This window comes from Micromonospora sp. NPDC051296 (assembly GCF_040682255.1).
Classification (GTDB): Bacteria; Actinomycetota; Actinomycetes; order Mycobacteriales; family Micromonosporaceae; genus Micromonospora; species Micromonospora craterilacus.
Genome location: NZ_JBFBAO010000064.1, coordinates 1 through 20,227, shown reverse-complemented (window position 1 = coordinate 20,227; position 20,227 = coordinate 1). Strand labels below are relative to the sequence as shown.

General features: G+C 72.5%; 20 protein-coding genes, 2 pseudogenes and 2 riboswitches. Of the genes and pseudogenes, 7 read left to right on the top strand and 15 right to left on the bottom strand.

Annotated elements, in window-relative coordinates:
* Window positions 1-10 precede the first annotated feature (10 nt).
* A complete protein-coding gene (locus tag AB0M52_RS10160) occupies window positions 11-3,337 on the top strand; it encodes a CARDB domain-containing protein (RefSeq protein WP_363951434.1) in 3,327 nt (1,108 codons plus the stop codon).
* A 187-nt stretch (window positions 3,338-3,524) separates the two neighbouring features.
* Here the strand turns inward: AB0M52_RS10160 and AB0M52_RS10155 are convergent, their stop codons facing one another.
* Complete coding sequence (locus AB0M52_RS10155) at window positions 3,525-4,289, bottom strand: crotonase/enoyl-CoA hydratase family protein (RefSeq protein ID WP_363951418.1); 765 nt, start codon at window positions 4,287-4,289, stop codon at window positions 3,525-3,527.
* A gap of 124 nt (window positions 4,290-4,413) precedes the next feature.
* Between AB0M52_RS10155 and AB0M52_RS10150 the strand changes: the two genes are divergently transcribed.
* Window positions 4,414-5,265, top strand: coding sequence for a Rieske 2Fe-2S domain-containing protein (locus AB0M52_RS10150; RefSeq protein ID WP_363951416.1), 852 nt, complete (start codon window positions 4,414-4,416; stop codon window positions 5,263-5,265).
* 113 nt (window positions 5,266-5,378) lie between these two features.
* Here AB0M52_RS10150 and AB0M52_RS10145 read toward each other — a convergent pair whose 3' ends face one another.
* The 12 genes from AB0M52_RS10145 to AB0M52_RS10090 are packed head-to-tail and all read right to left on the bottom strand — an operon-like array spanning window position 5,379 to window position 14,828.
* On the bottom strand, window positions 5,379-6,926 hold the full coding sequence (locus AB0M52_RS10145) for a LysM peptidoglycan-binding domain-containing protein (protein WP_363951413.1): 1,548 nt from the start codon (window positions 6,924-6,926) through the stop codon (window positions 5,379-5,381).
* Window positions 6,927-6,941: 15 nt separating this feature from the next.
* A complete protein-coding gene (locus AB0M52_RS10140) occupies window positions 6,942-7,367 on the bottom strand; it encodes a pilus assembly protein TadG-related protein (RefSeq protein WP_363951410.1) in 426 nt (141 codons plus the stop codon).
* The gene (locus AB0M52_RS10135; protein WP_363951407.1) at window positions 7,364-7,831 is read right to left on the bottom strand and encodes a TadE/TadG family type IV pilus assembly protein; all 468 of its coding nucleotides are present in this window, start codon (window positions 7,829-7,831) and stop codon (window positions 7,364-7,366) included. Before AB0M52_RS10135 ends, AB0M52_RS10140 begins: the two co-directional genes overlap by 4 nt.
* Window positions 7,816-8,259: a TadE family protein gene (locus AB0M52_RS10130; protein WP_363951404.1), complete on the bottom strand. Its 444-nt coding sequence runs from the start codon at window positions 8,257-8,259 to the stop codon at window positions 7,816-7,818. Before AB0M52_RS10130 ends, AB0M52_RS10135 begins: the two co-directional genes overlap by 16 nt.
* Window positions 8,260-8,262: 3 nt before the next feature.
* On the bottom strand, window positions 8,263-8,460 hold the full coding sequence (locus tag AB0M52_RS10125) for a hypothetical protein (protein WP_111218061.1): 198 nt from the start codon (window positions 8,458-8,460) through the stop codon (window positions 8,263-8,265).
* Window positions 8,461-8,486: 26 nt separating this feature from the next.
* Complete coding sequence (locus tag AB0M52_RS10120; RefSeq protein WP_363951431.1) at window positions 8,487-9,308, bottom strand: type II secretion system F family protein; 822 nt, start codon at window positions 9,306-9,308, stop codon at window positions 8,487-8,489.
* A 35-nt stretch (window positions 9,309-9,343) separates the two neighbouring features.
* On the bottom strand, window positions 9,344-10,219 hold the full coding sequence (locus AB0M52_RS10115) for a type II secretion system F family protein (RefSeq protein WP_363951429.1): 876 nt from the start codon (window positions 10,217-10,219) through the stop codon (window positions 9,344-9,346).
* Window positions 10,220-10,249: 30 nt separating this feature from the next.
* On the bottom strand, window positions 10,250-11,773 hold the full coding sequence (locus AB0M52_RS10110; protein ID WP_363951402.1) for a CpaF/VirB11 family protein: 1,524 nt from the start codon (window positions 11,771-11,773) through the stop codon (window positions 10,250-10,252).
* Entirely contained in the window at window positions 11,763-12,563 is an 801-nt protein-coding gene (locus AB0M52_RS10105; protein WP_111218057.1) for a ParA family protein, read from the bottom strand. Before AB0M52_RS10105 ends, AB0M52_RS10110 begins: the two co-directional genes overlap by 11 nt.
* 2 nt (window positions 12,564-12,565) lie before the next feature.
* Window positions 12,566-13,225, bottom strand: coding sequence for an SAF domain-containing protein (locus AB0M52_RS10100; RefSeq protein ID WP_363951400.1), 660 nt, complete (start codon window positions 13,223-13,225; stop codon window positions 12,566-12,568).
* Window positions 13,222-14,268: a hypothetical protein gene (locus AB0M52_RS10095; protein WP_363951398.1), complete on the bottom strand. Its 1,047-nt coding sequence runs from the start codon at window positions 14,266-14,268 to the stop codon at window positions 13,222-13,224. The genes AB0M52_RS10100 and AB0M52_RS10095 overlap by 4 nt, the downstream gene beginning before the upstream one ends.
* On the bottom strand, window positions 14,262-14,828 hold the full coding sequence (locus AB0M52_RS10090; protein ID WP_363951395.1) for a hypothetical protein: 567 nt from the start codon (window positions 14,826-14,828) through the stop codon (window positions 14,262-14,264). The genes AB0M52_RS10095 and AB0M52_RS10090 overlap by 7 nt, the downstream gene beginning before the upstream one ends.
* 598 nt (window positions 14,829-15,426) lie before the next feature.
* Between AB0M52_RS10090 and AB0M52_RS10085 the strand changes: the two are divergent.
* Window positions 15,427-15,744 (top strand): annotated as a pseudogene (locus tag AB0M52_RS10085) (prepilin peptidase); the annotation flags it as partial.
* Window positions 15,745-15,762: 18 nt separating this feature from the next.
* Here AB0M52_RS10085 and AB0M52_RS10080 read toward each other — a convergent pair.
* Window positions 15,763-16,155, bottom strand: a pseudogene (locus tag AB0M52_RS10080) (DUF2267 domain-containing protein); the annotation flags it as partial.
* Window positions 16,156-16,203: 48 nt separating this feature from the next.
* Window positions 16,204-16,378, top strand: a riboswitch (cobalamin riboswitch).
* A gap of 29 nt (window positions 16,379-16,407) precedes the next feature.
* On the opposite strand from AB0M52_RS10080, the gene AB0M52_RS10075 reads away from it, so the two are divergent.
* Genes AB0M52_RS10075 through AB0M52_RS10060 form a run of 4 tightly spaced genes read left to right on the top strand, consistent with a single transcriptional unit; the run spans window position 16,408 to window position 19,023 of the window.
* Window positions 16,408-17,097 carry an energy-coupling factor ABC transporter permease gene (locus AB0M52_RS10075; RefSeq protein ID WP_363951392.1) on the top strand — a complete coding sequence of 230 codons (690 nt, stop codon included), beginning with the start codon at window positions 16,408-16,410 and terminating at the stop codon, window positions 17,095-17,097.
* Window positions 17,094-17,423, top strand: coding sequence for an energy-coupling factor ABC transporter substrate-binding protein (locus AB0M52_RS10070; protein ID WP_363951389.1), 330 nt, complete (start codon window positions 17,094-17,096; stop codon window positions 17,421-17,423). The genes AB0M52_RS10075 and AB0M52_RS10070 overlap by 4 nt, the downstream gene beginning before the upstream one ends.
* A complete protein-coding gene (gene cbiQ / locus AB0M52_RS10065; protein WP_363951386.1) occupies window positions 17,423-18,166 on the top strand; it encodes a cobalt ECF transporter T component CbiQ in 744 nt (247 codons plus the stop codon). The genes AB0M52_RS10070 and cbiQ overlap by 1 nt, the downstream gene beginning before the upstream one ends.
* Window positions 18,163-19,023, top strand: coding sequence for an ATP-binding cassette domain-containing protein (locus AB0M52_RS10060; protein WP_363951384.1), 861 nt, complete (start codon window positions 18,163-18,165; stop codon window positions 19,021-19,023). The genes cbiQ and AB0M52_RS10060 overlap by 4 nt, the downstream gene beginning before the upstream one ends.
* Before the next feature lie 354 nt (window positions 19,024-19,377).
* Window positions 19,378-19,513: riboswitch (cyclic di-AMP (ydaO/yuaA leader) on the bottom strand.
* 183 nt (window positions 19,514-19,696) lie between these two features.
* Here AB0M52_RS10060 and AB0M52_RS10055 read toward each other — a convergent pair.
* The coding region (locus AB0M52_RS10055; protein ID WP_363951382.1) for a C40 family peptidase at window positions 19,697-20,227 on the bottom strand (531 nt) is incomplete at its 5' end.

The following is a 20,227-nucleotide window of genomic DNA, read 5'->3' as shown; positions in this document are numbered from 1 at the left end:
CCCGACGAACCTGGCCTTCACCGAGCCGGGGAGTGGGCAGATCCGGTTGACCTGGTCGGCGTCGACGGACAACGTCGGGGTGACCGGTTACGACGTGTACGCCAATGGTTCGTTGCGGGCCAGTGTGTCGGGTACGACGTTGACGTACACCGACACCCAGCCGGCGAGTGCGACGGTGTCGTACTACGTGCGGGCGAAGGACGCGGCCGGCAACGTCTCCGCGAACAGCAACACGGTCACCCGTACCGGCAGCTCCGGTGACACCCAGGCGCCGACCGCGCCGACGAACCTGGCCTTCACCGAGCCGGGGAGTGGGCAGATCCGGTTGACCTGGTCGGCGTCGACGGACAACGTCGGGGTGACCGGTTACGACGTGTACGCCAATGGTTCGTTGCGGGCCAGTGTGTCGGGTACGACGTTGACGTACACCGACACCCAGCCGGCGAGTGCGACGGTGTCGTACTACGTGCGGGCGAAGGACGCGGCCGGCAACGCCTCCGCGAACAGCAACACGGTGACCCGGGTGGGCAGCACCCCCGGCGGGACCAACCTCGCTGCGGGTAAGCCGGCGACCGCCTCCTCGATGGTGCACATCTTCGCCGCGGCGAACGCGGTCGACGACGACGTCACCACCTACTGGGAGGGCGCGCCGGGGGCGTACCCGAGCACGTTGACCGTCGCGCTCGGCGCGAACGCGAGCGTCACCGCGATCGTGGTGAAGCTGAACCCGGACCCGGCCTGGGGTCCGCGTACGCAGACCTTCTCGGTGCTCGGGCGGGAGCAGTCCGCCTCCGGCTTCAGCACCCTGGTCGGCTCCGCGAACTACTCGTTCAGCCCGACCAGCAGCAACACGGTGACCATCCCGGTGTCGGCGACGGCCGCCGACGTCCGGCTCCAGTTCACCGCCAACACCGGGGCGTCCAACGGTCAGGTCGCCGAGTTCCAGGTGATCGGCACCCCGGCGCCGAATCCGGACCTCACCGTCACCAACGTGACCTTCGCCCCGGCCGCCCCGGTGGAGACCGACCAGCTCACGCTCACCGCCACCGTCCGCAACGCGGGCACGTTGGCCTCCGGCGCGACCACGGTCGACTTCGCCCTGGACGGGACGAAGGTGGGCCAGGCCGCCGTCGGTGCTCTCGCGGCCGGTGCGTCGGCCACCGTGTCGACCACCATCGGTGCCCGGGACGCCGGCAGTTACCAGCTCAGTGCCACGGTCGACCCGGCGAACACGGTCATCGAGCAGAACGAGTCGAACAACAGCTACACCAGCCCGACCCGGCTGACGGTCAGCCCGGTGGCCAGCTCGGACCTGGTCGCCTCGGCGGTCACCTGGTCACCCGGCACGCCGGCCGCCGGTGCCACGGTCAGCTTCGCGGTGACCCTGCGCAACCAGGGCACGATCGCCTCGGCGGGTGGCGCGCACGGCATCACGCTGACCGTGCTCAACGACTCCGGCACGGTGGTGCGTACGCTCACCGGCTCGTACACCGGCACCATCGGTGTCGGCGCGACGGCCGGCCCGGTCAACCTGGGCACCTGGACAGCGGCCAACGGCCGGTACACCGTCCGGGTGGTGGTCGCCGACGACGCCAACGAGTTGCCGGTGAAGCGGGCCAACAACACCAGCGAGCGGCCGTTGTTCGTGGGTCGCGGCGCCAACCTGCCGTACGACATGTACGAGGCCGAGGAGGGCTCGGTCGGCGGCGGGGCGCAGGTGATCGGGCCGAACCGGACCATCGGCGACCTGGCCGGCGAGGCGTCCGGTCGCCGGGCGGTGACCCTGAACAGCACCGGCGCGTACGTCGAGTGGACCACCAAGGCGGACGCCAACGCTCTGGTCACCCGTTTCTCCATCCCGGACGCCCCGAACGGCGGCGGGATCAACTCGACGCTGAACATCTACGTCAACGGTGTGCTGCACAAGCCGATCAGCCTCACCTCGAAGCACATCTGGCTGTACGGCGCCGAGGCCAGCCCGAGCGACTCGCCGAGCGCCGGGCCGCCCCGGCACCTCTACGACGAGGCGAACGTACTGCTCAACTCGACCATCCCGGCCGGCAGCCGGATCCGGATGCAGAAGGACCCGGCCAACACCACCACGTACGCCATCGACTTCGTCAACCTGGAGCTGGTGGCGCCTCGGGCGAACCCGGATCCGGCCCGCTACCGGGTGCCCAACGGGTTCAGCCACGCCGACGTGCAGAGCGCGTTGGACGCGGTCCGGATGGACACCACCGGCAACCTGGTCGGCGTCTACCTGCCCGCCGGCACGTACGAGACCGCGCAGAAGTTCCAGGTGTACGGCAAGGCGGTGAAGGTGGTCGGTGCCGGCATGTGGTTCACCCGGTTCTCCACGCCGTCGTCGCAGCAGAACACCGACGCCGGCTTCCGGGTGGAGCCCAGCGCCAGCGGATCGTCCTTCGAACACCTCGCCTTCTTCGGCAACTACACCGTTCGGCAGGACGGGCCGGGCAAGGTCTGGGGTGAGCTGAAGGACGTCGACAACCTGACCCTGGACAACGTCTGGGTCGAGCACACCGTGTGCGCGTACTGGGGGGTGAGCGTCGACGGGCTGAAGATCACCAACAGCCGGTTCCGGAACACCTTCGCCGACGCGGTGAACATGACCAACGGCAGCACCAACAACCTGATCAGCAACTCGGAGGGCCGCTCCAACGGCGATGACGCGTTCGCGCTGTTCTCCGCGACCGACCAGGGTGCGTCCACCGGCAACCACGGCAACGTGTTCGAGAACCTGACCGCCACGCTGACCTGGCGGGCAGCCGGGGTCGCGGTGTACGGCGGCTACGACAACGTGTTCCGCAACCTCTACATCGCGGACATGCTGACGTACTCCGGCATCACCATCAGCTCGCTGGACTTCGGCTACCCGTTCATCGGGTTCGGGTCCAGCCCGCCGACCCGGTTCGAGAACATCTCGCTGATCCGAGCCGGCGGCCATTTCTGGGGCGCGCAGACCTTCCCGGCGATCTGGGTGTTCTCCGCGTCGAAGGAGTTCCGCGGCATCCGCGTCACCGACGTGGACATCGTGGACCCGACCTACTCGGGCATCATGTTCCAGACCAAATACACCGGCAGCCAGCCGGAGAACCCGGTCACCGACACGGTCTTCACCAACGTGTCGATCAGTGGCGCGCAGCGCAGCGGTGACGCCTTCGACGCCAAGTCGGGCTTCGGAATCTGGGTCAACGAAATGCCCGAGGCCGGCCAGGGCCCCGCCGTCGGCTCGGCGACCTTCAACAACCTACGCCTGACCAACAACTGGCAGGACATCCGCAACACCACCTCAACCTTCACCATCATCCGCAACTAACCCACCCCCGGCCGCCGGGAGCAGCCCCCTCCCTCCCGGCGGCCCTCCCTCCCTCACGTCCACCGAGCCGATCATGCAGTTGTGGTGCCCCGCGAAAGTTGCGAAACATGATGAAGCGCCCACCACAACTGCATGATCGACGAGGCGGGGGCGGGCGGGGAGGGAGGGGCGGGGTGGGGTGGGGTGGTTAGGGGGTGGGGTGGCCGTGGCGGCCGGCGCCGGCGGTGAAGCGGGCGGCACCGTCGAGGGCGTCGGCGGTGAGGGAGGCCATGCCGTAGGTGAGTTCGGTGGCCAGGGCCTCGGGCTCGGGTTGGGCGGCGGTGGCCAGGATCGAGGCGCGGTCGTTGCGTAGGCAGGTCTGCGGGTGTCGGGCGATCTCGGCGGCCAGTTGCTCGGCCGCCGTCCGGGCCTCACCCGCTGGGACCAGCCGGTTGACCAACCCCATCGCGTACGCCTCCTCGGCCGGCACCGGACGGCCGGTGAGGATCAGGTCCATCGCCCGACTCTCGCCGATCAGCCGGGGCAGCCGGATTGTCCCACCGTCGATCAGCGGCACCCCCCACCGTCGGCAGAACACCCCGAGCACCGCGTCGGACTCGGCGACCCGCAGGTCGCACCAGAGCGCCAGTTCCAGCCCGCCGGCCACCGCGTACCCGGAGATCGCCGCGATCACCGGCTTGCTGAGGATCATCCGGGTCGGGCCCATCGGGCCGTCGCCGTCGGGCTCGACCCGGTTGCCGCGGGGCGTACCGATCGCCTTCAGGTCGGCGCCCGCGCAGAACGTGCCCCCGGCTCCCCAGAGCACCGCCACCGCGGCCTCGGGGTCGGCGTCGAACGAGCGGAACGCGTCGGCCAGGGCCCGTGCGGTCGGGCCGTCGACCGCGTTCCGTGCCTCCGGCCGGTCCAGGATCACCGTGGTCACCGGCCCGTCATGCTCAACCCGTACCGCCATCGCACCAGCATGACGGGTGGCCGATCCTGGATCGAGCGCGATCATGAGGAGGTTCGGGCGCCGCTGGTGACGATTTGCCCGGGGCGACCGGTTTATGACCGGGTACGGCGGGAAGTCGGGTCGGGTGCGAGCGTTGTTGACGAAGATCGAGCAAGCCTCCGGCCTGGACCGGATCGGTGACCGGTTGCAGCGTGTGGTGCAGGGCGTGCTGAGACCGCAGCGGGTCCGGGACGCGCTGCACGGGGTCTGGCTGGGGCATCCGATGCACCCGGCGATGGTGCAGGTGCCGGTCGGCGCCTGGATGAGCGCGGCGGTGCTGGACCTGATGCCCGGCCAGCGGCGGGCAGCCACCACGCTCACCGCGATCGGCACCGTGAGCGCGGTGCCGGCAGCGGTCGCCGGGCTGAACGACTGGGCGGCCCTCGCCCGTGACCAGCGCCGGGTCGGGCTGGTGCACGCCGCGTCGAACACCGTCGGGTTGGCGCTGTACGGCGGCTCGGTGGCCGCGCGGCTGACCGGCCGGCACGGCCTCGGCCGTACGCTGGGTTGGCTCGGGCTCGGCGCGGTCAGCGCTGGGGCGTACCTCGGCGGGCACCTGGCCTACAAGCAGGGGGCCCAGGTGAACGTGAGCGTCTCCGACCTGCACCTGATCAGCGACGGCTGGCATTCGATCGCCGAGATGGCCAGCCTGCCGCAGCGGGAGCTGGTCACCCGCAAGGTGGACGAGGTGTCGCTGGTCCTCTACCGGCACGGCGACGAGGTCACCGTGATGCTGGAGCGCTGCCCGCACCAGAGCGGCCCGCTCGGCGAGGGCGAAGTGACCGAGATCGACGGGCACGCGTGCGTGGTGTGCCCGTGGCACGGCAGCACCTTCCGCCTCAACGGCGGCGAGGTGGTGCACGGCCCCTCCTCCAACGACCAGCAGATCCTGCCCACCCGCATCGTCAACGGCCGCCTGGAAACCCGCCTCCCCTGACTGTGTCACTCGCACCTGGGGCACCCTTGCGTCTGCATTTCAGTGACACGACACGCCGATATGGATGTCACTCGAATGCAGACGATCAAGGGACTACCGGTCACCGCGACGGATCAGTCCTTGCGGTGGCGGCCCACCGGCAGTTCGGGTACCGGGTTGGCCGGACCGCGCCCACCGGGTACCGCACGATCGCCGGTGGCCGGCAGAACCGTGTGATGCGGCCCAGCAGGCCTACGACGCATGCCCAGCACCGCGCCGATCTGTGCACCGACGATGCTGGCCACGGCCAGCACAGCGGAGACGGCGAGCGGACGGTTCACCCGGTCGGGTTCTCCGGCTCGGGCCGCACCGACCGTCACCAGAGGCGGGTCGCCATCCGCCAAGTCGCTGCGTGGCGGAGCCGGCTGCCGCCCAGGCTCGTTCGGCGTCGCGGTCACGCCGGCACCCGGCTGCCCCGCCGTTCCACCTGGCTGTCCCGGCCCCGCCGTTCCGTCCGGCTGTCCCGGCTGTGCCGTTCCACCTGGCTGTCCCGGCCCCGCCGTTCCGTCCGGCTGTCCCGGCCGTGCCGTTCCACCTGGCTGTGCCGTTCCGCCTGGCTGGCCCGGCTGTGCCGTTCCGCCCGGCTGTGCCGTTCCGCCCGGCTGTCCGGGCTGTGCCGTTCCGCCCGGCTGGCCCGGCTGTGCGGTGCCGCCCGGCTGCGGAGCCGTGCCGCCCGGCCTCGACGGTGAAGGTGGCGTGCCGTCGGCCCGCCCGGGTGCGGCTGGGCCCGGCGAGGGTCGTGCCGTGTCGTGGGCGACCAGGCGGCCGGTGGCGTGTGGTCGGGCTCCCTGGTCACGGGCCTCCGCGGGCAGCTTGATCAGCTGCCCGGGCCGGATCCGGTCCGGGTCGCGCAGCTCGTTGAGCGCGGCCAGCTCGCGGTAGTCGTCGAAGTCGTCGAGGTACCGGTCGGCGATCCCGCCCAGGTAGTCCCCCTTGGTCACCTTGTAGACCGACCTGTCGACCTGTTCGCCAACCCGGTCCGCCCGCGTCGCCGGCCCGACCGCCGTCGCCGGACCAACAGCGGTCACACCCGCCGTCGTCACCGGACCCGCTGCCGCTGCGAGACCCGCCGCGTGTCCCGTCGTCGCCGCAGGAACTGTGGCCGTGTGCCCCGCCGTCGTGGCAGTTGCCGCCGATGGGGCGAGCGCCACGGTGGCCTTCGGCGGAGCGAGCGCCACCGTCGACGCCGGTGGCCCGGCGTACGTCGGGGTGGCGTACGCCGTGGTGGCCGCGGCGGCGGCCGGGCTGGCGGCGAGGATCAGCGCGACCGACCCGACCAGTGCCGCAGCCGCCCGCTGCTGTCGGCCCATCCCGGGCAGCCGTGGCGCGGGCTGGCGCAGTGCTTGTGCGCCAAGTTCCACGAGCACGGAGAGGGCGAACGTGGCCCAGCCGAACCAACCGGCCACCGCCAGTGCCCGCAGGAAGAGTTGCCCGTCGTCGCGGCTGGTCAGCGCGGTGCCGACCGCCGACAGCGTGGGTACGTGGTCGGGCAGCGGGTTACCGGCGAAGGCCAGCAGCGCGACCGGCCCCCCGACCAACAGGCCGACCAGCACGACCAGCGCACCGAACCCGGTCAACATGCGACCGATCCGCCGTACGGCGGTACCACCCGATGCGGCCATGGCTACCTTCCTTCCCTAGGGAACCCCGGTCAGCGCCCGCGCGGTCGCCTCGCCGGTGACGGTGACGGTGTTGGAGAAGCCGAAGAGGCCGAGCATGGCCCGGCCGTACGTGATGGTGACGCGTACCCGGATCAGGGTTTCGCCGTCGACCACCGGGAAGTTCACCGTGTGGCTGCTGACCCCGGCCGCGGAGAGGTAGTCCGCGACGGCCTGGCGGGCCTGCGACTGGTTGATCCGCTTCGGTCCGCCCTCGATCGCGGTCGCCAGGTCGATGGCCTGGCCGCCCGCGCGGGCCGCCTCGGCGGCCAGGTTTTCGGCGCGCTGGAGCGTGCGGAGCTGACCCGCACCGTCGAACGCCATGCCGATGATGCCGAGTACGCCGATCATCGCGACGGCGAGGAAGATGCTGACCCGCCCGGCATCGCCCCGCCCGGCCGTCATCCCCGGCTCCGGTAGCGGTCCAGCGGCGAGGTGAACGACGCGGTGATCCGGTTTCCCGCCGGCATGCTCTTCAGGGCCGGCAGCCTGATGTCCTGGTAGGACACGGTGCAGGCGATCTCCACAGTGACCGTGGCGTCCTGCCCGACGGGGCTGCGGAACGCTGCGTTGAAGGTGGTGGACCGGCCGCCGACCGAGCCGCGGAAGGTCACCGCCGGGGCGCCGACGCAGGAGATTCCCCGCCAGTCGAGCTGGCGGCGGGCCGCGTCCCGGGCCTCCCGGCGGGCGGTGGTGGCGTCCCGGGAGATCGAGGCCGCTCGGGCCGCGTCGTGCGCGGCGGCCTCCAGCGCCGCGCTGGCCACCGCGGTACGCCCGGCGACCCCGCCCAGCACCATCAACGCCACGAAGGCGGGCGCCAGGACGGCCACCTCGATCGATACCGAGCCCCGGCTCATGGTGCGGTCCATCGTTCCGCCGTCCCGTGTGCGGTCTGCCGAACGGAGAAGCTGATGCCCGGCACCACTGACAGGGACCGGCCGGTCACCGTGCACGTCACGTCGGTGGCCGTGGCGACGCAGCTCGGCCCCGGGTCGTCCCAGTCGACCAGCCAGTCTCCCGCCAGCTCGAGGAACTTGGCGGCCCGGGCCTCACCGGCCCCGTCGGGGGCCTGGTGGAGCCGCTGGGCGTTGACCCCGCTCTGCGCGGCGTTGAGCGCCGTGGAGCGGGCGACGAACACGGCGGCGACCTGGATCGCGGCGAAGACCATCAGCAGGATCGCCGGCAGCGCCACGGCCAGCTCGACCGGGTTGCCGCCCCGCTCCCGGTCGCCGGGCAGTCGGGGATGCCAGGTGGCCTTGGCCACCCGGCACCAGCCGGCGGACAGGGAACGGAGCATGGGTCACTTCGGGTTTTCGTGCTTCGGGATGTTGGTCATCCAGTCGTTGGCCGCGCCGAGGGCGGCGGCGGTCACCGCCATCGCCACGGCCACCAGGCCGAAGATGATCACGGCGGTGGGTACCGGGCTGTCGCCGCGGTCGCCGCGTAGCTCGGCCAGCCGCGCCCGTAGCGCGACGTGCAGGTAGGTGAGGACGGACATCGGTGCTCCTTCGTTGGGGGTCGGATTCAGAGGCGGGCCAGGAACGGGTAGATCGCGAAGCCGAGCAGGACGAAGACCAGCAGCGCGCCGGGGATGTCGAGCCGGCTGGTCACCCCCTCGGCCCGGGCCAGGTTGTCGGTACGGATCTGGTCGCGCAGTGAGTCGGCGCGGCTGCGTAGGGTCTCGTGCACCTGCGCGCCCTCGCTGCCGGAGGACCGCATGATCGCGCCGACGTCGCCCAGCTCCGGGATGCCGATCCGGTCGGCCAGGTCGCGCAACTCGTCCCAGGGCGAGTGCATCTGCATCTGGGCCATCCGCAGCGCCTCGGAGATCCGGTCGAAGACCCAGCCCTCGCAGATCGTGGCGGCCCGCTCCAGCGACTGCACCGGGCCGTGCGCGGCGGACAGTTGCAACGCGACCAGATCCAGGTAGGTGCAGACCGCCTGACGGAACTCGTCCCGGGCCGCGTCGGCGCGGGCCAGCACCGCCCGATGCGCCACCAGCGCGCAGAGCAGTGCCAGGCCGAGACTGCCCAGCACCGGTACGGCCAGCGGCAGCGCGACGCCGACGGTGAACAGCGTGACACTCAGCAGAACCGGCCCGGCCAGCCCGATCAGGGCCGACAGCAGCAGGGACAGCGCGTACTGCTCGGGCGTACGGTCGAGCAGGGCCAGTTGCCGGTGCGGTGGGCGCAGCCAGCGGGCCAAGCCGCTGAGCCATTCCAGGCGACGGTCGGCGGGGCCGACCCGGGCTCCGGGCGGCTGATGCAGCCGGCGCAACGCGGGGCCGAGCGCCGGGGTCGCCGGCACCAGCTCGCGGACCACCAGGAACACGCCCAGCCCGACCATGGCCCCGCCGCCGACGGCGAGGGTGAGCAACACGTTCACGCCACCACCTCCCGCGGATCGGGGGCGGGCAGGAAACGGGCCGGCCGGGGCGGCTGGCTCATCGAGCGCACCCAGGCCAGCAGGCCCACGAACGCGGTGCCGAGTATCGCCATCACCAGCTGACCGAACGGCGTGTCGTACGGCTGGACGTACTCGCGGTTCAGCAGCCCGTACCCGATGGTGGCCAGGGTCATCCCGGTGAGGAAGCGGACCGCGAACCGGGGCTGGGTGCGTTTGGCCTCGATCTCCCGTCGGGTGGCCACCTCGGCCGCCGCCGCCGAGGCGATCGAGCCGAGTACGTCGCCGAGCCGCTCGCCCCGGTCGGTGAGGTGCAGGATGAGCGCCGCGACGACCTGGTCACAGACCGGGTCGCCGATCTCGTCGGCGAAGGCCAGCAGGGCGGCACGGGCCAGCCAGCCGGCCTGGAGCCGGGCGGCGAGCAGGCGTACCTCCTCCTGGATCTCCTCTGGAGCGGTGGAGACCGTGCCGATGATCGCCTGCTGGAGCCCCTGCCCGGTGGCGGAGACGTCCTTGAGCCGGCGGGTCCACTCGCCGACCGCCTCGATCCGGGCGATGGCCCGCTGCTCGGCCCGGCCGACCGAGAAGAGCCATGGGGTGCCGGGTACCGCGACTGCGACCAGCAGGCCGACCACCGGCAGGCCGGTCAGGAGGAAGGCCAGCGCGCCGGCGACCAGTGCGCCGAGCAGCAGTGCCTGGTGCGCCCGCTGCTCGCGGACGGTGCTGCCGGAGCCGCGCCAGAGCCGGCCGAGCCCCGGACCCGCGCCCGGTGCCGGCCCGGGCGGTCGGCGGGTGCCGACGAGCGCGACGACCGTCAGCACCAGACCGGCCACGCAGGCCGCCCCGGAGACCATCGCGATGAGTTCGATGTCGTTGCGCACGGCTCACCGCCGACCGAGTCGGGTCTGCCGGGGCCGGCGCCAGGCGCCCTGGCCGGCTTCGATCCACCGGCTCAGCAGTCGGGCGTCGTAGCCCACCCGCAGCAGTTGGTCGCGGACCCGCTCGGGCAGGTGCCGGGGCACCGCCCGGCCGTCGGGCCCGGGGCCGAACACCTGCGTGGTGGTGATCCGGCTGCCCTCGCTGACGCCGAGCACCTCCTCGACGTGCGAGACGAACCGGTGCTTGCGCCCGCCGATCGCGGTCTCGTCCTCGACGGTGACGTAGACGATGAGGTCGAGCGCGTTGCCGGCCATCCGGCGGGCCTGGTCGACCGTCATCTCCCGGCCGTGCGCCAGCGCCAGCTCGATGATCCGCTCGCTCACCCCGCCCGGGGTACGGGCGTGGATGGTGCACATGGATCCACGGCTGGTGGTCATCGCCTGGAGCATCGGCACGATCTCCCGGGACCGCACCTCGCCGACGATGATCCGCAGTACGCCCATCCGCAGCGAGACCGGGATCAGGTCGGCGATGCTCACCTCGCCGGCCGGTCGGCCGTCCGGCCCGCGCTCGCCGTGCCCCTCCCTGGCCTCGAAGCTCATCACCGCCCGGTGCCGCTCGCTCCGGCGGGCCGGCAGCAGCTCGCGGCTCTCCTCCAGCAGCACGTACGGCTCGTCCGGCGGAATCTCGCTCATCAGCGCCCGGATCACCGTGGTCTTCCCGGCGCCGGCCAGCCCGGCGACCATGATGTTCAGCCCGGCCCGCATCGACGCGCGGAGGAAGTCGCGCAGCAGCGGGTCGACCATCTCGTCCAGGTCGCCCCGGGTGCCGGCCAGGTCGTCCAGGGTCACGTCGAGGGTGTTGTGCTTGCGGATCACCGCGTACGGGCGGTGGCTGACCAGGAACACCGCGGCCAGCCGGCTGCCGTCGGGCAGTTGCAGGTCGAGCGTGGGCTTCGAGGTGGACAGCGAGCGTTCGGTGGCCCCGGCCCGGCGGGCCGCCGCCTGGAGGATCTCCACCAGCTCGTCGTCGCTGTCGGCGATCGGCTCGGCCCAGTCCACGCCGCCGCCGTGCCGGGTGATGCGTACCTGGTCGCAGCCGAGGATGTGCACCTCCTCGATGGTGTCGTCGACCAGCAGCGTCTGGAGCCGGCCGAGGCCGGCCAGCTCGGCGGTGACCTGGTCGAGCAGCAGCCGCTCCTCGCCGGCGGCCATCGGGGTGCCGGCGCGGCGCACCGAGTCGGCGTACTCGGCGACCAGTTGGACCGCGAGCCGGGCCCGCTCGGTGTCCTCCTCGTCGACGCTGAACTCCCGGCCGCGCTGCCACCGGGTGAGCCGCTCGCTCAGCTCCCGGCGCAGCTCGCGGACCATCTGGAAGTCCACCCGCGGCCGGGGCGGCGGATCCGGCGGCAGCGTCACGACCGGCATCGGCGCCGGATGGTGGCCGTTGGCCGCGGGCAGCGGCGGAGCGGTTGAGGTCGCTCCCGGCGGTTGCCGGCGCGGGTCCGACGAGACCGGTTCAAATCGCATCGGGCACCCCCTGGGACACCGGCCACGCCAGCCGGGCCCGCCGCCGTTCCAACAGGGCGCCGACCGGCACCTCCAGCCCCCGGGCCGCGCGCAGCAGCGGCCGTCCGGCCCGCACGGTGCCGCCCAGGCTCAACACCTCGGCGGTACGCGGATCGTGCGGCAGCCGGGCGATCACCGGCAGCCGCAGCGCCTTGCTGATCTCGCTCTTGCCGTGCCCGCCGCCGACCAGCAGCAGCCGTAGCGTGCCCGGCTGCACCCGGTGCTCGGCGAAGTCCCGCTCGATGGCCTGGAGCATGGACCGGGTGCCGGACAGGTCGGGCAGTTGCGCCCGGCTCACCACCAGCACCACCGACGCGGCGCGCAGCAGCGGCCACGGCGGGCCGACCGCATGCAACCGGCCACAGTCGACGATCACGTCGTACGCCGGGTCACCGCGTTCCAACCCGGTGAAGAAGTCGGCGAACCGCTGCCAGAGCGGGGTCACGCTGCCGGCCTGCGCCGGGTCGACGACCCCGGGCAGCAGCAGCCGCTCGCGCCGCGGCGCGTCCAGGTCGACCAGTTGCGACCAGAACGCCGTCTCCAGGTTGCCGTCGCGCAGTTCGCCGACGGCCAGTTCGCCGATGCCGCGCGGCCCGTCCAGCGCGCCGCCCAGGTAGCCGGCGAGGACCGAGCCGCCGGCCGGGTCGCACTCGGCGAGGACCACCCGCCGGTGCCAGCTCAGCGCACAGGCCAGCGCGGTGGTGGTGACCCCCGGCGAGCCCTTGGCCGAGACCAGCGCGATGATCGCCATGCTCAGGCCGCCCGGGTCAGCACGACCGCGATCCGATCCTGCGCGGCCAATGCCACCACTGCGGGTACGTCGCGGACGGCGAGGGCCAGGTAGACCACCACCTCGTCCCGGCCGTCGGTGCTGACGGCGTCGGTGACGGTCGCGGTGAACCGGGTGGCTCCGGAGGACGTGCCGTTGCTGTCGTTGCTCGGGGTGCTGACCAGCAGTACCTCGTCGCCGGGACGGAGCTTCGGGGCGGGTACCTGGGCCGCCTTCAGGCCGAGGGCGAACTGCTGCTGCCCGGGGCCGAGCAGCGGATCGTCGGTGAGCTGGGCCATGGTCAGCAGCGTTCCCGGGGCGAGCGAGACGGCGGCCCGCATGCCGACCACGTCGGCGAGCTGGCCGGCCGGCACCGGGTCGAGCCCCTGCCCTCCGGCCACCTGCACCGACACCAGGTCATCAGCGCTGACCACGCTGCCGACCTCGACCGTCCGGGCCACCGCCAGATAGCTGCCGGTCGCCCGGACCGAGGTGACCGCGAACGCCGAGCCCAGCCCGCCGAGGGCGATCAACAGCACGGCCAGGCCGAGCAGCCCGGGGCGTACCCGACGTTGCCGGACCACCCGTGGTGGGGCGACCGGCGCGTCCACCGGAGGGGTTCCGTTTCGGGTCGCCACGCTCATCGGGTCACCACCTGAAGCTCGTTGATCTGGATTTCGACCGTGCCGGTGGTGCGGGTGACGCCGGGGATGTTCCCGGTCTGGCCGCTGCTGCTGCGCCACTCCACGCTCCAGTGCGTGGTCGCCTGGACCCGGTACGTGTCGGCCTTGGGGTAGCCGCGGTCGTAGCCGCAGTCGGGGGAGGGCTTGCCGGCGTGCCGCCCCTTGGCGTCATACCGGGTGCCGGGGCCGTCGCAGGTGACCGTGGCGCGGTTGCCCATGTCCCAGACGACCCGGTCGACCTTGGCCGTGATCGTGACCGTCAGGCCGCGATCCGAGGCGGAGGCGCTCAGCGGGCCGAACTGGTTGGGGCCGCGTTCGGCCCACATCCAGACCGGCAGGCCGACCAGTCCGGGGCCGATGTCCTTTCGTGGCGCGACGGAGGCTCGGGGTGCGAGCAGGCTGATCGAGGCCAGCGCCCGGCGGGCCAGTTCGTCCGGGTCCGGTGGGGCGCCGAAGCCCGGTGGCGGCGCGGGCAGCAGCACGGTCTGCTGGAGGCCGATCTCGCCCCCGTAGCAGGTACGCAGGTACCACTGCTCGCCCTCGGGGGCTTCCGGCTGCGGCTCGGCGAGCTTGTAGTAGCAGCCGTCGCTGCTGTTGAACCAGCCCAGCACGTCGTCGTAGCAGGCGATGGTGCGCCCGTTCCACTGGCAGACGCCCCCGCCTCCGCCACTTCCGTTGCCACCCCCGTTGTTTCCGCCGTTGCCGCCACCCCCGGGCGTGCCGGGGTCGTCGTCCCAGACGCTGCAGTTGGGTTGGGCGGGCGGGCATTCGGCACCGGGGTCGGCGGCGGTCGCCGGCACCGCCGGGCCGGTCGCCAGCAGCAGGGCCAGGGCAGCGCCGAGCAGCACCCGGCGGGCAGTTGCGGCCGGCGGACGGTCTCGGCGGTGCGGCCGGCGGTGGGCGGACGGGGCCAGGCCGAACCCAGCCCTGCCAGCCGCGCGGCGGGCTCCGCCGTCCGTGCGGCCGGCGTCGCGGTCGGTCCGTGGTGCGTTGCCGGTCAGCATGGCTGGTCCCGGTGGGCCGTGCCGGCGTTGATCAGCCAGCGACCGTCGGGATAGCGGGTGGCGGTGGCGGTGGCCAGGTGCCGGGAGCCGCGGGTGCCGGGCACCACCCGCTCGTCGGAGACGTAGACCATCCGGTAGCCGGTGGCGTCGAGGCAGTCCTGGATCTCCACGGTGGGCGGGCTCGAATCCAGGTTCACCGAGATCACGGTGGGCTCGGAACGAAGCGTTCCGGTGCTGACTGCGCCGTGCTCCCGGGCCTGCCGCAGGCTCACTCGGACCCGGGTGAGCAGCGGGTCGGCGAGGAATCGGGTCAGCTCCGGGTGTTGCGGATCGCTGCGCCGGCTCGCCGTGCGGGACGCGGCGAGGTAGCCGGTGTAGGCCGCGAGCGCCGCCTCTTCCGCCGCCCGCTCGTCGGTGTTCCGCTGGGCGCCGGCGGGCTTGCCCCGATCTGGCGCTGTCGTGGTGGCCGCCTCCTGCCCGCCGCCGCAGGCGGTGGTCGTACCGACCGCGGCCACCGCCACCAGGCCGGCCGTCCAGCGGCTCAGCTGCCGTGCTCGCACCCTCGTGCCCTCCTCGGTGCCGACCCGGCGACCGCCGTCACCGGCGTCAACGGGCATGCGGCAGCGCGGCCGGATGATTGTCTCCGGGCCTCTCCAATGCGCTGTTACATTTACACTTGTGGATCTATCGCAAATGCGCTGCCCCGGGTGTTCGTGTCCGTCGGACGTGGGTTGCGTCACATCCAAGGGGCGAGCATAGGCTGACGTCGGCCGATGCAACAGAGGCAATTCAAGTGAACACTCTGAGTTATGAGTGGTGGTGATGTCGGATGGTTACCGGGGTGTTGCCGGCGACTGTCGACCCCGGGTGGGTGTCGGGCCGGCGCGGTCGGCGGGGTGGGGCACCCGGTCTCGGGGTGGACCTCCAGTGGCGTGGTCGCGATGGGGCGGGAAATGGCATGTCGCCCGATCCGTCCCCCGCCAAATCGGTCCGGACTCGGCGTCAATTGCATTCCATGGGAATTGCATCTCCGCGTCCGGCGCAATTCGGCCGAGGGGTGACCGGCGCGGGGTGGGCCTCGCCGGGACGTTCGGCCCACTACCCGAACCGACTGGGCACACTACGCTCCGTGGTCACCGTCGATGCTGGACTGCCGGTATGACCCGGCCACGCGCCGCCGAACCGGTGGCCGACGAGAACCGGGCCGACGACGCGCCGCCGGAACGCCCCACAACCGCCGGACGACGGCGGCCGCGACCACTGGCCGTCCTGGCGGTCACCCCGCTGCTGCGGTACGCCGTCGCCCGGCACGCCGTACCTACGGGAACCGAGCGCCGGAGCGGATGTGACGCCTGCGGCGCATCGATCGGCCTGGACCGCCCGTGGCCGGCGCTCGGGCCGGCCGCCCGCTGCGGCGGGTGCCGGGCCCGGGTCGGCGCGCCACCGGCCACCGTCGAACTGGTCGCCGCCGCGGCCGTCGAACAGCTCCGCCGGCAGGTGCGCGATGACGTCGTCGTACTCGCCGGCGGCCACGGTCTCGCGGAGGGTGTCGAAGACCGCGCGGATGCCGGCCTGGGCCAGCTCCGGGTCGACGTCCGCCCGGCCGCCGACCCTTTGCACGAACACGTCGAGCCCGAACCGCTCGGCGTCCTCGTGCGGGGCGAAGGCGTACGCCCGTAGCCCTTCGGGTAGCTGATCGGCGAGGTCCCGCGCCTCGCCGCCGTCGATCCGCTCGGCCAGGGTGGTCAGCGTGGCCCGCGCGATCGCGGCCGCCTGCTCGGCTGACGCCCCTGTGCGGTTCGCCACAGAGTCGATGAACTGGTTGTCGTCCACCTCGCCGGCCCCCTTCTCGCCACGGATTGCGCGTCTACCCGGAAACCGGCGCATCAAACGGTGGTACAAACCGCACGTCTTGTGCCCGGAGGCGGGAAGCGGATACCGTCGCGCCGTCGCGGTAACGGGAAGCCGGTGTGAGACCGGCGCGGCCCTCGCCACTGTGACCGGGGAGCACGCTCCGACTTGCATGCCACTGGGCCCCACCGGGCCTGGGAAGGCCGGAGTACGCGACGATCCGGGAGCCAGGAGACCGACCCCGACGTGTGATCTCGTCCACGAGGTGTTGGAAGGGGAGGTCGACTCATGCACATCGCTGAGGGCTACCTACCACCGGTGCAGGCCGCGGCATGGTTCGCGGTCTCGACACCGTTCGTCATCCACGGCACCCGCAACCTGGTCCACCAGGTACGCGGAAACCCCGACGCGAAGCTGCTGCTCGGCGCGTCCGGGGCGTTCACCTTCGTCCTGTCGGCGCTGAAGATCCCATCGGTGACCGGCTCCTGTTCCCACCCCACCGGTGTCGGTCTGGGGGCGATCCTGTTCCGGGCACCCGTGATGAGCGTGCTCGGCACGATCGTGCTGCTGTTCCAGGCGCTGCTGCTGGCCCACGGCGGGCTCAGCACCCTCGGCGCGAACGTCTTCTCGATGGCGATCGTCGGCCCGTGGGTGGCGTACGGCGTCTTCGTGCTGGGTCGCCGGCTCGGCGCCGGCCTCGGGGTGTCGGTGTTCTGTGCCGCCGCCCTGGCCGACCTGGCCACCTACTGCGTGACCAGCGCGCAGCTCGCGCTGGCCTTCCCCGACCCGGACTCCGGGTTCGTCGGGGCGCTGGCCAAGTTCGGCTCCATCTTCGCGCTCACCCAGATCCCGCTGGCGATCAGCGAGGGGCTGCTCACCGTCCTGGTGGTCCGGCTGCTGACCCGGGTGAGCCCGCAGGAACTACGCCGGCTCGGGCTGCTGCGCCGCCCGGCCACGACCGGGGGAGCGGCGGCATGAAGTCCTTCGGCCGGATCAACCTGTTGCTGCTGCTCGCCGTGGTGGCGCTGGCCGTGGCGCCGCTGGCGCTCGGGCTGGGCAGTGGCGAGGAGCCGTTCACCGGCGCCGACGCGCTCGCCGAGGAAGCCATCGTCGCCGACCACCCCGACTACGAGCCGTGGTTCTCCTCGATCTACGAGCCGCCGTCGGGTGAGATCGAGTCGGCGCTGTTCGCCCTCCAGGCCGCCCTCGGCGCCGGCTTCCTCGGCTACTACTTCGGGGTCGCCCGGACCCGGCAGCGGCTGCGCGACGAGCGGACCGCCGGTGGGGACCCGGCCGCCGACTAGTGCTCGCGTTGGACGCGGCGGCGTACGCCAGCCCCTGGCGGCGCCGCCACCCGGCGGAGAAGGCCCTGCTCGCCCTGGGCCTGCTGGGCTGCGCGCTGCTCCTGCCGCCCTGGCCGGGAGCGGTACTGGTCGGGGTGACCGCGGCGGTGGCGCTGCTCGGGCCGGCGGCGCTGCCGCCCCGGCTGCTGGCCCGCGCGGCCCGCACCCCGCTGCTGTTCATCCTCACCGGGTCGGTGCCGATGCTGGTCGCGGTCTCCGGCCCGACCAGCGTCCGGTGGGCGCCGGACGGGATCGCCACGGCCGGGGCCACCGCCGGCCGGGCCACCGCCGCGCTGCTCTGCCTGCTGCTGTTCGCCGCCACCACGCCCCTGGCCGACGTGCTGCCCCGGCTGCACCGCGTCGGCGTGCCCACCGCGGTCACCGAGGTCGCCGCGTTGATCTACCGGATGCTGTTCCTGCTGCTGGACAGCGTGCACGCGGTGCGGCAGGCGCAGGCGGCTCGGCTCGGCTACCGCACCTGGGCCAGCACCTACCGATCCCTGGCCGGGCAGGCCGGCGCGGTGTTCCTCCGGGCCTTCTCGCTGGCCCGCCGGCTGGAGGAGGGGCTGGCCCTGCGCGGCTACACCGGCTCGCTCGCGGTACGTACCGAGGTCCGGCGGCCGTCGGCGGCGTTCCTCGCCACCACCGTGCTGCTGCTGGCCGGGCTGGTGCTGGCCACCCGACTGCTGGTGGTGAGCGGGTGAGCACACCGCTGCTGGAACTGCGGGCGGTCGGCTTCGGCTACGAGCCGGACCGGCCCGTCCTCACCGGGGTCGACCTCGTGGTGCCGGCCGGGCGGCGGATGGCCGTGCTGGGGCCCAACGGCGGCGGCAAGACCACCCTGTTCCGGCTGATGGTCGGCGCGCTGGCCGCCGAGAGCGGCACGGTGCTGGTCGGCGGGGTGCCGCTGCGCCGGAACCGGGCCGGCCTGCTCGCCGTACGCCAGCAGGTCCAACTCGTCCTCCAGGACCCTGACGACCAGTTGTTCGCCGCGACCGTCTGCCAGGACGTCTCCTTCGGACCGGTCAACCTCGGCCTGACCGACGAGCAGGTACGTCACCGCTGCGCCGAGGCCCTCGCCGCGTTGGAGATCAGCGACCTCGCCGACCGACCCACCCACCTGCTCTCGTACGGGCAACGCAAGCGGGTGGCCATCGCCGGGGCGGTGGCGTTGCGTCCACGGGTACTGATCCTCGACGAGCCGACGGCCGGGCTCGACCCGCTCGGGGTGGAGGCGCTGCTGCGTACCCTCGACGCCCTGCATCGCGGCGGCACCACGCTGCTGCTGGCGACGCACGACGTCGACCTGGCCTACCGCTGGGCCGACGAACGCGTGCTGGTGGCGCGCGGCCGGGTCCGGCAGGGGGTGACCGGCGCCGAGCTGGCCGGCGGTGAACTGCTCACCGGGGCCCGGCTGACGCCCGCCTGGGCGCCGGTGGTGCACCGGCTGCTGGACCGCACCCCCGGTCTGGCCGGCACCCGGCCACGCACCCCGACCGAACTCGCCCACCTGCTGGACCCCGATCCGGCCGGACTTGCGGACGGCCGCCCCGGCGGTTGACGACGGCCGCACCGATATGTCGCCGGAAGCGGTGATTTCACACAGACATAAATATGTCGGTGTGACATCACGCTTCTCCACCTACCTGCGTCCCCGCTTCCGGAAGTACCTTGACGCATTCGAGGAGATCATTACGATCTGCGCAATGCGACGGTATCGCCGGGAGCACGCGTGACCACCCCCGACCCGACCGACGTCCATCCCGCCTGGCTGCCGCCCGCCGCGTTTCGCGCGATTGGTTCCCGGCACACCCTCGTGCACGGCGACGGCCCGCGGCCCAGCCGTCGTCGGGCCGGGCGCTGCCGGCCGCTGCGACGGTGGCCGCGGGGCATGGTGTGCCACCGGGCTCCGTACTCCTTCTTCCCTAACCGCCTACCGGGTTAGCTGACGGGTTCGGGCGGGAAGGGGGCGCCCTACCGCGACCATCGCGGATTCACCCCGGGTGCCTGGGTCCCCGGCTCGCTCGGATGCGACTCGGCGGTGTCGGACCGTTACCGCCCGGGTGGGCGGACCTGCCAGCGGGCCGACGATTGCCCAGCGTAGGGACGACCGGCGTCAATACGCAACACATCCGTCCCATCACTCTCGGTGCTGACATCCGACAACGAAGAAAGCCCCCGGCAACTTGACCGGGGGCTTTCGGACGTTCCTGTGTGCGCGATCAGCCCGCCGGTCAGCCTGGGCGGCGGAACCCGGCGAGCGGCATGGTGGTGATCGGCGAGACGTTGACCGGCTTACCGGCCCGGGCTGCATGCACCATCTGGTTGTTGCCCAGATAGATCCCGACGTGGTGCAGGTCGCTGAAGAAAAAGACCAGGTCACCCGGCCGGGCGTCGGCCCGGGAGATGGCCTTGCCCTCGTTCCACTGGGCGCCGGTGAAGTGGGTCAGGTAGATCCCGGCGGCCTTGTAGGCGTACTGGGTCAGCCCGGAGCAGTCGAACGAGTTCGGCCCGGTGGCACCCCAGACGTACGGCTTGCCGACCTGAGCGCAGGCCGTCCTGATGGCGGTCCGGGCGGCGTCGCTGACCACGCCGTTGATGGTGGGGCAGTTGGTCGTCTTGACCGTGGTCACCGGCAGCGAGCGCTCGAGCCGCTTGATCTCGGCGTCGATCTTCTTCTTCCGCGCCGCCAGCTCCTTCTCCTCCAGCACGGCGGTCGCGGTGCGGCGCAGCCCGGCCAGCGGCGTGGCCAGGTCTCCGCCCCG